This window comes from Mesorhizobium sp. WSM4813 (genome assembly GCF_055811555.1).
The window spans coordinates 70,869-82,957 of record NZ_JBVVQU010000018.1; the positions used below are offsets into that span (position 1 = coordinate 70,869).

Annotated in this window: 11 protein-coding genes; 5 read left to right on the forward strand and 6 right to left on the reverse strand. The window is 63.4% G+C overall.

Annotation, left to right across the window (positions count from 1 at the left end; all coding sequences use genetic code 11):
* Window positions 1-28 precede the first annotated feature (28 nt).
* Window positions 29-1,132, forward strand: a complete 1,104-nt coding sequence (locus tag AC0L25_RS12765) for a glycoside hydrolase family 25 protein (RefSeq protein ID WP_473595845.1) — start codon at window positions 29-31, stop codon at window positions 1,130-1,132.
* Window positions 1,133-1,142: 10 nt separating this feature from the next.
* Here the strand turns inward: AC0L25_RS12765 and purD are convergent, their stop codons facing one another.
* Window positions 1,143-2,420 (reverse strand): phosphoribosylamine--glycine ligase, encoded by a 1,278-nt coding sequence (gene purD, locus AC0L25_RS12770; protein ID WP_473595806.1) that lies wholly within the window; start codon window positions 2,418-2,420, stop codon window positions 1,143-1,145.
* 170 nt (window positions 2,421-2,590) lie between these two features.
* Here purD and AC0L25_RS12775 point away from each other — a divergent pair, with 170 nt between their 5' ends.
* From AC0L25_RS12775 to ubiA, 3 genes are read left to right on the forward strand one after another with little or no spacing between them, the layout of a single operon-like run.
* On the forward strand, window positions 2,591-2,809 hold the full coding sequence (locus tag AC0L25_RS12775) for an AbrB/MazE/SpoVT family DNA-binding domain-containing protein (RefSeq protein WP_274609405.1): 219 nt from the start codon (window positions 2,591-2,593) through the stop codon (window positions 2,807-2,809).
* A complete protein-coding gene (locus AC0L25_RS12780) occupies window positions 2,809-3,183 on the forward strand; it encodes a PIN domain-containing protein (RefSeq protein WP_473595807.1) in 375 nt (124 codons plus the stop codon). Before AC0L25_RS12775 ends, AC0L25_RS12780 begins: the two co-directional genes overlap by 1 nt.
* Before the next feature lie 49 nt (window positions 3,184-3,232).
* Window positions 3,233-4,216, forward strand: a complete 984-nt coding sequence (gene ubiA / locus AC0L25_RS12785) for a 4-hydroxybenzoate octaprenyltransferase (protein WP_473595808.1) — start codon at window positions 3,233-3,235, stop codon at window positions 4,214-4,216.
* Window positions 4,217-4,382: 166 nt separating this feature from the next.
* Here the strand turns inward: ubiA and AC0L25_RS12790 are convergent, their stop codons facing one another.
* The 3 genes from AC0L25_RS12790 to AC0L25_RS12800 form a co-directional block, all read right to left on the reverse strand.
* Window positions 4,383-4,958: a DUF6101 family protein gene (locus AC0L25_RS12790; protein ID WP_473595809.1), complete on the reverse strand. Its 576-nt coding sequence runs from the start codon at window positions 4,956-4,958 to the stop codon at window positions 4,383-4,385.
* A gap of 184 nt (window positions 4,959-5,142) precedes the next feature.
* Window positions 5,143-6,573: an FAD-binding oxidoreductase gene (locus AC0L25_RS12795; RefSeq protein ID WP_473595810.1), complete on the reverse strand. Its 1,431-nt coding sequence runs from the start codon at window positions 6,571-6,573 to the stop codon at window positions 5,143-5,145.
* A gap of 9 nt (window positions 6,574-6,582) precedes the next feature.
* Window positions 6,583-7,554, reverse strand: coding sequence for an L-threonylcarbamoyladenylate synthase (locus AC0L25_RS12800; RefSeq protein WP_473595811.1), 972 nt, complete (start codon window positions 7,552-7,554; stop codon window positions 6,583-6,585).
* A gap of 176 nt (window positions 7,555-7,730) precedes the next feature.
* On the opposite strand from AC0L25_RS12800, the gene AC0L25_RS12805 reads away from it, so the two are divergent.
* Window positions 7,731-8,189, forward strand: a complete 459-nt coding sequence (locus tag AC0L25_RS12805; RefSeq protein ID WP_473595812.1) for a hypothetical protein — start codon at window positions 7,731-7,733, stop codon at window positions 8,187-8,189.
* A 41-nt stretch (window positions 8,190-8,230) separates the two neighbouring features.
* On the opposite strand, the gene glyS is transcribed toward AC0L25_RS12805, so the two are convergent.
* Together glyS and AC0L25_RS12815 are read right to left on the reverse strand one after the other, a co-directional pair.
* A complete protein-coding gene (gene glyS / locus AC0L25_RS12810; RefSeq protein WP_473595813.1) occupies window positions 8,231-10,621 on the reverse strand; it encodes a glycine--tRNA ligase subunit beta in 2,391 nt (796 codons plus the stop codon).
* Between the two features lie 404 nt (window positions 10,622-11,025).
* A complete protein-coding gene (locus tag AC0L25_RS12815) occupies window positions 11,026-11,982 on the reverse strand; it encodes a glycine--tRNA ligase subunit alpha (protein WP_473595846.1) in 957 nt (318 codons plus the stop codon).
* Between the last annotated feature and the right edge of the window lie 107 nt (window positions 11,983-12,089).

The following is a 12,089-nucleotide window of genomic DNA, read 5'->3' on the forward strand; positions in this document are numbered from 1 at the left end:
CCTAGGACTCCTCGTCGTCGCGACCGCGATGACAATGGCGTTGGAGCCCACACAAGCCTCGGATTTCTCCGCGCCGTGGAAGGCTGCCGACCGGGCGCTGGTGATCGACGCCTACGAATACAATTCCATTGATTGGGCTGAACTTGCGACCGACAAGCGCATCGTCGGCTTCATCAACAAGGCGTCCGACGGGATGCCGCCAGCCTATTTCTGTTTCGGCGACGAGACCGCGACGCGGCTCTGCAAGGCGCTGTGGAAGCGCCATGCGGTGGCACAGGAACTATTCCAGACGCGCAAGGTGGTGGCCAAGGCGCTCGGCCTGAAATGGGGTGCTTACCATCTCGCCCGCCCCGGCAACCCCGTCGGACAGGCCAATAACTTCATCAATTTCGCGAAACCTGGTCCGGATGACCTGCTTGCCCTCGACATCGAGGATGACGACCCGACGAAATGGATGTCGCTCGAGGATGCAGAGGAATTCGTCCGCCATGTGCATCGGCGGATTGGCCGTTTTCCGGTGCTCTACACCAACGGCAAGACCGCCAGGCACATCGCCGACAACAAGTACAAATACCGGCTGCTGTCGCGGCTGCCGCTCTGGTATGCGCGCTACAAGCCGGACATCGGCGTGCATTTTCCGATGGGCAACTGGCAAGGCTACGCACTCTGGCAGTTTTCGGCAAAAGCCAATTGCGGCCGATTCCGCTGCCCCTACCGGGTGGCTGGCACACCCAACGACATCGACGTTAATGTCGCACCGATGGATGCCGCCACATTGCGCGCGCATTGGCCCTTCGGCGGCCTGATCGACGCGCAGCCGGATTACCTCGCCTCGATACCGGTGCCTCTCTCGCGTGAAGCCGGGCTGGCCGGCAACGGCGCCCTTACCTACGCCACCGTTGCGCCGCCGCCGAGCTTCGCCGAGCTGGTCGCCGCGTTCAGCGCGGGCTGGTCCAAGTTCCGCGGCAGCTTGCAAATGCCTGCCGTAGGGACAGCGCTGCGTCTTCCGCGCCGGATCGCGGACTATGTGGCGTGGCTGCGAAAGGATAAGCCCTCCGCATCGGCCGTTGAAGTCGCGCCCACCGATCCGGTCAGCACCGCGTCGACCGAGTTAGACCGTAGCCCGCGCTAACAGTTGTAGGTCAGCGCGCCTGCTCGCGGGCCACGGCCTGCCAGCCGATGTCGCGACGGCAAAAACCTTGCGGCCAATCGATCCGGTCGAGCGCCGCATAGGCTCGTCTCTGCGCCTCGCCGACCGTGCCGCCGACGGCCGTGACGTCGAGCACACGGCCGCCATTGGCGACCAGCGCGCCGCTACTGATGGCGGTGCCGGCATGAAAGATCTCGACGCCATCGCCCGCGGCCTCTTCGACGCCGCGGATGACCGAGCCCTTTTCCGGCGTGCCGGGGTAACCCTTGGCCGCCATCACCACGGTGAGCGCCGCCTCGTCGCGCCAGCGCACTGAGGTATGCGCAAGCTGGCCGTCGGCGGAAGCGTTGAGCAGGACCAGGAGATCATCCTTCAGCCGCATCATCAGCACCTGGCATTCCGGGTCGCCGAAACGGGTGTTGTATTCGATCAGCTTCGGCCCGTTGTCTGATATCATCAGCCCGGCAAACAGCACGCCCGAAAACGGCGCGCCAAGCTCGGCCATGCCGCGCATGGTCGGCTCGACGATCTCGCGCATGGTGCGGTCGATCATCTCCGGCGTCATCACCGGGGCCGGCGAATAAGCGCCCATGCCGCCGGTGTTCGGGCCGACGTCGCCATCACTGAGGCGCTTGTGGTCCTGTGCGGTGCCGAATGGCAGTGCGGTGACGCCGTCGCACAGGCAAAAGAAGCTCGCCTCCTCGCCTACCAGAAACTCCTCGACTACCACCTCCGCACCGGCCTGCCCGAAGGACCCGTCGAAACAGGCATCGAGTGCTGCCAGCGCCTCGGCCAATGTCATAGCGACGGTAACGCCCTTGCCGGCGGCGAGGCCGTCGGCCTTGATGACGATCGGCGCGCCCGTCTTTTCGACATAGGCCCTGGCCGACGCCAGGTCGCCGAAACGGCCATAGGCGGCGGTTGGAATGTTGTATTTCGCGCAAAGATCCTTGGTGAAACCCTTCGAGCCTTCGAGCCGCGCCGCCGCCCCGGACGGGCCAAAGACGCGAATGTTTTCAGCGCGGAGGTCGTCTGCAATGCCGGCGACCAAGGGCCCTTCCGGCCCGACGACGACGAGGTCGATCTTTTTCTCCGTGCAGAACCGGGCCACCGCCGCATGATCGGCAATGTCGAGCGTCACCAGTTCGGCTTCGCGGCCGATGCCCGGATTGCCGGGGGCTGCGTAAAGCTTCGTCAGTAGCGGCGAGGCCGCGATCTTCCAGGCCAGGGCATGTTCGCGGCCGCCGGAGCCGATCAACAAAACACGCATGCCCAGATCCCTTGCCATTCCACGATCAGGACTGCGCTATTGCGCCCCGGACGATGGGTCAAGACATTTGGGTGCTTCGACGGCAATTGCGCACGGGAACGTGGGCTCCAACTGCACCTTGCATTGGCCCCAATTGCGTCTTACGTTTTGTGTATCGATAAAGTGAGGGTATGATAATGTCGGAGACTGCAACCCTGTCCTCGAAGTTTCAGATATCGATTCCCAAGGCGATCCGGACCGCCCAGCATTGGGAAGCGGGTTTGACCTTTGCCTTCATCCCGAAGGGAACGGGCGTGCTACTCGTCCCTGTGCCGAAGCGGGAAGCGCTGAAGGGACTGGCGAAGGGCGCTTCGGCGACGGAATATCGCGACCGGTCGGACCGTGTCTGATGGTGCTCGTCGATACCTCGGCTTGGATCGAATGGCTGATAGGCTCCACGACTGGAGAGCAGGTGGCCGAGCATCTGCCCGAGCGAGCCGACTGGCTCGTTCCGACCATGGTGCAGTTGGAACTCGCAAAATGGCTCACTCGCGAAGTAGGCGAAAACAAAGCCGATCAGACCATAGCCTTTACGCAGGTCTGTTGGGTGGTCCCGCTTGACACGGAGATCGCCCTAGCAGCCGCCGAAGCCTGCCGGAAGCACAAATTGGCGACCGCAGATGCGATCATTTTCGCGACCGCTCGGGCGCATGACGCGACACTCCTGACTTGTGACAAGCATTTCGAGAGCCTGCCAGTCGTGACCCTCATCGAAAAGATCTAGGTCGCGGACGAGGCTTGACGCTTTGCGCCTCTGCTGCCACTCCAGCACAATGGAACCCATCCAATCGAAAGCTGCCCAGGGCCGCGTCGCCGATGCGCCGAGCGGCCACTGGGTCTACCGCATTCTGCCGCGCTGGCTGTGGCCCTATGCGCAGCTTGCCCGGTGGGACCGGCCGATCGGCTGGCAGTTGTTGTTGTGGCCGTGCTGGTGGTCGGCAGCCCTTGCCGCGTGTGCCTATCCACGCCCGACTGATCCGCTGCTCACGCTGCTGCCGACGCCTTTGTATCTGCTGCTGTTCCTGATTGGCGCCATCGCGATGCGCGGCGCCGGCTGCACCTATAACGATCTGGTCGACCAGGACATCGACAACCGGGTGGAACGTACGCGCTCGCGGCCGCTGCCGGCGGGAAAGATCACGCGCCGGCAGGCCTGGGCGTTTCTCGTTATCCAGGCACTGATTGGACTCGCTGTGCTTCTGCAGTTCAACGGCTTTGCCATCCTGCTCGGGATCTGCTCGCTCGCCGTCGTTGCCATCTACCCATTCATGAAGCGGTACACCAACTGGCCGCAACTGGTTCTCGGCCTTGCTTTTTCCTGGGGTGCGCTGATGGGATGGGCGGTCGAGTTCGGCGATCTGGATGGCCCGCCAGTCATGCTCTATATCGGCTCGATCCTGTGGGTGATCGGCTATGATACGATTTATGCGCATCAGGACAAGGAGGACGACGCCATCGTCGGCGTGCGCTCGACCGCACGCCTGTTCGGCGACAACACCAAGATTTGGCTCGTCGGGCTTTATGGCGGGGCGCTGGTCTGCTTCGCCATCGCCTTCGCGTCGGCGCAAGCGCCGGTACCGGCGCTGGCTGGGCTGATCGCCGCCGGCGCCCATATGGCGCGGCAAATCGCATTGCTGGACATCGACGATCCGGACCAGTGCATGCTCTTGTTCAGATCGAACAACCAGGTCGGCTGGCTGATCTTCCTTGGCCTGATCGGCGGTGCGCTGTGGGTGGCGCTCAAGCCGCTGGTGTAGCGGCTTTTTTCCTTCTCCCCTTGTTGTGGGAGAGGTGGATTGGCGCGCAGCGCCAAGACGGTTGAGGGGTGTTGGAAGAAATGAGGCGTTCGCGTTCCCTGGAACACCCCTCATCCGACCGAGCTTCGCTCGGCCACCTTCTCCCACAAGGGAGAAGGGAAAGCGCTTACTCTATTTCGTCCCGCGAAATAATTTCCTGGCCGCCAATCACCAGCCTCAGGCCGAGATCGCCGGCCCTGCGACGGGCGAGGAAGCGCGGGCGGCGCGTCGTCGAAACCCTACCCTTGCGGCGGTTCTGCGCCGGCAATGTCTTGATGGCAGCGCCAAGCGATTCCTCCAGCGTGCGGGCGACGCCGTCCGATTCGATCAGAAGCATCGGCAGACGGTAGGCATCGGCCCAGGCGCGCCAGTCGGCGGCGACATCCTCGAGATCGTCGGCCACCAGCAGCGGCACCGACAGCATCGGATCATTGTGCAGAAGCTCCAGCGTCACCGTGACATTGCCATCCGGATCCTCCATCGCGCGGGCGGCCACGCCACGAAACGCGTTGGCGGGCAGAGCGATGAACGCCGGCACGCCACTCATCTCCAGCATGCGGCGAATGACGGCGCCACGGTGATCGATGGTGAAGGTAACGTCGCCATAATCGTCGCGCGTGGCGTAGCTCACCACCTGCGGCAAGCGGAATGGGTCGAGGCGCATGTTGCGCCCGGCCCAGACTGGCTTCAGTCCAGTGTTCATATTGCGCCTTTCCTGTCTCTCCTGAGAGCCGGTCTTCCGGTTCTCCGGGCCGGTTTTTCCAGCCTCGTTGTGGGGAAAGATTAGCGCGGGCTTCTTGTCGCAGCGCTTAAGAAAGTCGGTTAAATTTTGCTGATCTCAAGGGGATGGTTATCGGAATGCGACCATTCACAAGACATCGAAAGGATCAGATAACCTTACCGGGATTCATGATGCCGGCCGGGTCGATGGCCGTCTTCACCCTGCGCATCAAATCGATCGCCATCGGCGGCGCTGTCGCGATCAATTCATCCCGCTTCAGCTGGCCAATGCCGTGCTCGGCCGAGATCGAGCCGTGAAAGCTGCGCACGACATCGTGCACGGCCTTGTTCATGGCGTGGTAGAGCCCGAGAAACGCTTCGTCATCGCCATCGACCGGCCGGGAGATATTGTAGTGGAGATTGCCATCGCCCATATGGCCGAAACAGACCTCGCGGGCGCCCGGGCTGACCGATTGCACGGCGCCGGCCGCTTTATCGATGAATTGCGGGATGGCCGCCACCGGCACCGAGATGTCGTGCTTGATCGAGGCGCCTTCGGGCTTCTGCGCCTCGGGCAGCACCTCGCGGAAATTCCAGAAGGCATCGCCCTGCGCGATGCTCGCCGCAATCACCGCATCGCCGACGATCTCCTGTTCGAGGCCGGCTGAGAGCACCTCTTCGATCAGGGCCCTCGCATCCTCCGCCGAGCGGCCCGAAGAGATCTGCATCAGCACATACCACGGCCGATCCCCGGACAGCGGCCGAACAACGCCTGGCGCGTGCAGAAGCGTAAAGTCGTAGGGCCTCTGGCCGATCAGTTCGAACGCAGTGAGCGCGGCACCGGCGCGATCCATCGCCAGGCTGAACAGAGAGAGTGCCGCCTCAGGTGACGACAGGCCGGCAAAGGCGACCTCGCGCCCTTTGGGCTTGGGGAAAAGCTTGAGCACGGCGGCGGTGATGACGCCGAGCGTGCCTTCCGCGCCGATGAACAGGTTCTTCAGATCGTAGCCGGTGTTGTCCTTCTTCAGCTTGCGCAGGTCGTCGAATACCTCGCCGGTCGGCAGCACCACTTCGACGCCGAGGCAGAGCTCACGCGCATTGCCGTAGGCAAGAACGCCGGTGCCACCGGCATTGGAAGAGAGGTTGCCGCCGATCTGGCAGGAGCCTTGCGCGGCAAGCGACAGCGGAAACAGCCGATCGGCGGCATCGGCCGCTTCCTGCAGCGTCTGCAGGATGACGCCGGCCTCGACAGTGACCGTGTTGGACAGGACATCGATCTCGCGGATGCGGTTCAGCCGCGACAGCGACAGCACGATCTCGCGACCGGACATGTCAGGCACCTGCGCGCCGACCAGCCCGGTGTTGCCGCTTTGCGGCACGACCGGCGTTCCCGTCTCTGTCGCCAGCCGCATGATGCGGCTAACCTCGTCGACGCTGCCCGGCCGCAGCACCAGCGCTGTTCGGCCATGCCAAAGGCCGCGCCTTTCTATGAGGTAGGGCGCGATGTCCTGCTGGTCGCGAAGCGCATATTTGTCACCGACGATGGCCGCAAAGCGGTCGATGAGGGCGGGGTCGATATCCCGGGATACGTCGTTCATAGCTGGAAACTATGGCCCCGCGTCGATCTTGTCACGCGGGGCAGCGGCGCGCGAAAGTCGGTCGTTGATCGCCTCGCCCAGCCCGTCGAAAGGGATCGGCTCGACGGCGATTGTCTTGGCGCCGCTGCGATCGAGATCCTGCATGTGGGCAAAGAGGTTGGCCGCGGCCTCGCGCAGGTCGCCGGCCTCGGACAGGTTGCGCAAGGCGGCGGCGCCTTGCCAGCCTTCGGCGCGGCGGGGGCCAAACGCCAGCAAGGCTTCGCCCTTTGCGACTTTTGCGGCGTTGACCCGCACCGCAGCACCGGGCGCGTAATGCGAGGCGAGCATGCCCGGCGCCTCAATGCCCGCCACACCGCGCAGCAGCGTCATGCCGGCGGCCGCTTCGATCTCCTCGGCGGCAATGCCGCCTGGCCGCAGCAGCCGCAGCTTTCCGCCCTCGATCTTGACGATTGTCGATTCGAGCCCGACCGACGTTGCGCCGCCATCGACCACCAGATTGATTTTTGGACCGAGATCCGCCGCCACTGCCTCGGCCGTCGTTGCACTGATCTTGCCTGAGGAATTGGCGCTGGGCGCTGCGAGCGGGCGTCCGAGCCTGGCGATCAGTTCGCCGCCAAAGCCTTTCGGCATGCGCAGCGCGATCGTATCCAGCCCGGCGGTGACCAGCGGATGAATGCCGTTGCCGGGCCGCTGCGGCAGCACCAGGGTCAGTGGCCCCGGCCAGAATGTCTGCGCCAGTCTTTTCGACAGCGGATCGAACAGCGCGAGGCGCGCGGCCATCGCCAGATCAGCGACATGGGCGATCAGAGGGTTGAAGCGCGGCCGGCCCTTGGCCTCGAAGATGCGCGCCACGCCCACGCCATTGGTGGCGTCGGCGGCCAACCCGTAGACGGTTTCCGTCGGAATCGCGACGACATCGCCGCCTTCGAGCAGCGCCAGCGCCCGCTCCATCGCCTCGCCGGCGGCAACTATCTCAGCCACTCTCATCACCTGACAGATGCGGGACCTCACAGATGTGGGTGCGTAATACGGTGACGTTCACGGGGCAAGTCCGGGCGTTGGCGAATCATCAGATCGCTAAAATGCCAGCTTTCCGCGCAAGCCCGCATCAATTCCCGCACGCTATGGTGCCGGCTTGTTGGGCAAGGGGAACTATCATGGTCTGGGTGCGTATCCTGGGAGCGCTTGGTCTCACTCTGGCGGCGGGCACAGCACAGGCTTCGTCCTTCGTTGTGCTCGGTGCATCATCCTCGACGCCGTCCATCGTCAGGCTCGGCGCGCCTGAACCGGTGAAGGTGGCTGGGAATTCCTCGACGCCATCGATCATGGCGCTCGGCGAACCAGCGCCTGACGTTACCTATGAAAAAGTTTCTGCGATCCCGAGCCAGCCCAAGCCTAAGCATGATTTCATGCAAAGTCCGACGATCATTCGCGGCGGCATCGTCGGCGACGCGTTCGCAAAGCCGGCCCCCAGCACCGCACCTGCCGCGACAGCCGCTGCGGCAGCACCTGGGCCGGCCGCCAAATCCGACAAAAAGATAACGGCAACGAACAGCCCGCCTGAGCCCGCAACGCCGCAGCCAACGCCCATTCCCGAGATCGAACAGGCCAGATAGCCGTTCAAGGTCAGGAGGGCGCTCGCCTAATTTGCCAAGCCTCAGCCGGCGATTTTCGAGAAATCCGCAACCTGGTCGGTCGCTGCCCGGATGCGCGCCAGCAACGCCAGGCGGTTGGCGCGCACGGCCTGGTCCTCATCATTCACAAGAACGCGTTCGAAGAATGAATCAACCGGTTCACGCAAAGCGCTAAGCGCCAGCATGGCGGCGGAAAAGTCTTCGTTGTGAATCGCTTGGCCGGCTTCCTTCTCGGCCTGATTCACCGCGGCAAACAGTGATTTCTCGGCCTCTTCCCGGAATAGAGCCGGCTCAACACGTTCGGCGATCGTCGTTTTCTTCTTCTCTTCGGCGGCCAGGATGTTGGCCGCACGCTTGGTGCCGGCAAGCAGGTTCTTGCCGTCCTCGGTGTCGAGGAAGGAGCCGAGTGCTTGGACACGGCGAACGATTTGCAGGAGATCGTCGTTCGGCGATTGGCCAATCTCCCCCCTTGAGGAGGAGATGCCCGGCAGGGCAGAGGGGGGCATCGTAGAGCGCCCTTCCCCGACAGAATTTTGAGACGCCGGCGGGACAGCGCCCCCGTCTGTCGGCTTCGCCGACATCTCCCCCTCTAGGGGGGAGATTGGGCGCGAGCCCGCCGACAACACCGCGTCAATCAGATCATGCCGCGCGCCTTGGTCGCGGAGATAGACCTTCAGGCGGTCGTGGAAGAAGACGAGGAGATCGACGCTAAAGGGCCGTCCGGACGCGAGATAATTCGCCATCTGGTAAGCGCGGTCGAAGAGAGATGTCAGCGCAAGCCGGACACGATTCTCAACCAAAATCCTAATCACTCCCAGCGCTGCCCGGCGCAGTGCATAGGGGTCCTTTGACCCAGTCGGCTTTTCGTCAATCGCCCAGAACCCTACCAGCGTGTCCAGTTTGTCGGCCAGCGCTATGGCCACCGATACCGCATCGCTCGGCACGCGATCAGACGGGCCCTGCGGCTTGTAGTGTTCCTCGATCGCCGCGGCGACCGAAGGATGTTCGCCCTGCAGCAGCGCGTATTTGCGACCCATGGCGCCCTGCAATTCCGGGAACTCGCCGACCACCTCGGTGGTGAGGTCGGCCTTGGCCAGGACGGCGGCACGCTCGGCGCACTCGCGGAGATATTTCTGCTCGACGTTCAGATCGTCGGCGGACAGAAGCTTGCCATCGAAGAAATTCGGCTGCTTCGACAACGTGTCAGCGATCTCGCCAGCCAGCCTCTTGATCCGCCCAATCCGCTCACCCTGCGTGCCGAGCTTCGCGTGGAAGGTGACGCCGAGATGGTCGAGGCGGGCCATGCGCTGGTCGAGCGGCTTCTTGAGATCGAGCCTGAACTTTTCGGCCGATGCCTGCAACTGGTCGAGATCAGGCAGATCGCCCTGGTCGGTCTTCCAGAAATAGAGCGCGTCGGAGAGGCGGGCGCGCACCACCTTGCCGTTGCCGTGGGCGATCTCCTTGCCGCCATCCCTGGCCTCGATGTTGGCGGTCAGGATGAAGCGGTTGGAAAGCGCTTCATCGACGTCCTGCGGTCGCGTCACAAAGCACTTCTGGTTGGCGCGGATGGTCAGCCGGATCACCTCGGCCGGAATGGCGAGAAAGTCCTGCTCGAATTCGCCCATCAGCACGACAGGCCATTCGACAAGGCCAGACACTTCCTCGAGCAGGCCCTCGTCCTCGACCAGATCGAGCCCGTTGGCGAAAGCGAGATTCCTTGCGTCGGAAAGAATGATCTCCTTGCGCCGGTCGGCGTCGAGCACGACCTTAGCCGCCTCCAGCTTGGCGGCATAGTCGTCGAAGCGCCGCACGGTGATCGCGCCCGGCGCATGAAAACGGTGGCCGTAGGTGACGTTGCCCGAGCGGATGCCGTCGATCTCGAGATCGACCACCACCGGCTCTTCGGTCTCCGGGCCGAAGGTGCAGAGGATGGATTGCAGCGGCCGCACCCAGCGCAACGATCCGGGTTTCGCCGAGGCCGGCCCCCAGCGCATCGATTTCGGCCATGGAAAGCCACGGATGATGCCCGGCACCAGCTCGGCGATGATTTCTTCAGCCGCCCTGCCCGGCTTCGCAATATGGGCGACATAGAAATCGCCCTTCTTCGGATCGGCGTGGACATGCGCCTCGGCGATCGAGGACAGACCGGCCTTGCGCAGAAAACCCTGGACCGCCTGTTCGGGCGCCTTGGTCGAGGGTCCCTTGATCTCCTCGCTGATGTCCTTCGAGCGCGCGGTCACGCCGCGAATGTCGAGCGCCAACCGGCGCGGCGTCCAATATTCGCGCGCCGCCTCATACGTCAGCCCGGCCTCGACCAGACCGTCCGTCATCATCTTCTTCAGGTCGCCCGCCGCCTTGCGCTGCATGCGCGCGGGAATCTCTTCCGAACGGAGTTCTAAAAGCAGGTCGGGCATTGATTGTGCTCACGCGGCATAATGGTCCGGGCGGGGCATAGCAACTCGGCTGGCCGCTGTCACCCTTCCCCATGCAATCGGCGCATCTACCGACGATTTCCAAAAACATTCCGCTGCCTGTCGGGTCGAAGCGGGGTCATCCGTCCTTGAGTCAAACATTTCCTTGAACCGAACGCAGCGCTGAAGCGACCCACGCTCAGGCAGAGAACTATTGGCTGAACGACCATGAAGACGGCATCGACATTCCTGCAGATCCTCGCGCTCAGCGCCTGTTTCGCGGCGCAGGCTCATGGCACGTTCACGATGCCTGGCGTTAGACAAGCGCTGCGGACAATGGCTGGCTCCAGCAGCCAAGGGTTATTGCCAATCAGCGCTTCGGTCCAAATCGCGAACGGCCTCTGGAGCTAAGCCGCCAGCCCGCCAGCCTGAGTCAGCAAAAACGCCTCGCCGCAGGCCTTCGCCAGGTTGCGCACCCGCAAGATGTAGCTCTGCCGCTCGGTTACCGAGATCACGCCGCGCGCGTCGAGCAGGTTGAAGACATGGCTGGCCTTGATGCACTGGTCGTAGGCTGGAAAGACCATCCTGTGCGGTTGTGGGGAGCCAAACGTGCCATAAAGTGGATTGTCTTTGTAAGCGTCGGGCGCGTGATTTTGCCCGGCATTGAGCAGCGCCTTGCACTCGGCTTCGGCGTCCTCGAAATGCCGAAGCAGCATCGCCGTATTGGCGAATTCGAAATTGTGGCGCGAATATTCCTGCTCGGCCTGCAGGAAGACGTCGCCATAGGTCACCTTGTCGGCGCCCTCGCGGCCGTTGAAGTTGAGGTCGTAGACATTGTCGACGCCCTGCACATACATGGCCAGCCGCTCCAGCCCGTAGGTGAGCTCGCCCGCCACCGGCGCGCATTCGATGCCGCAGACCTGCTGGAAATAAGTGAACTGCGACACTTCCATGCCGTCGCACCAGCACTCCCAGCCCAGCCCCCACGCGCCGAGCGTCGGGCTTTCCCAGTCGTCCTCGACGAAGCGGATGTCATGCAGAAGCGGGTCGATGCCGATCGCCGCCAGCGAGCCGAGGTAAAGCTCCTGTAGATTGGGCGGGTTCGGCTTTAGGATCACCTGGTACTGGTAATAGTGCTGCAGCCGGTTCGGGTTCTCGCCGTAGCGCCCGTCCTTGGGCCGGCGCGAAGGCTGCACATAAGCCGCGTTCCAGCGTTTTGGGCCGAGCGCGCGCAGTGTCGTGGCCGGATGAAATGTGCCGGCGCCGACTTCCATGTCATAGGGCTGGAGAACGACGCAGCCATAGTCCGCCCAGTAGTTATGCAAGGTCAGGATCAGCCCCTGGAACGAGCGGCTGGGATGCATATGGGCTGGGATATCAACGGTCACGGCGGCCTCGACGGAGCGGCGGGATGCGGCACCTGTTGGATCAGGCCGCATGGTCTTGTCCCGAAAAGTCTGCAACTTTTTGC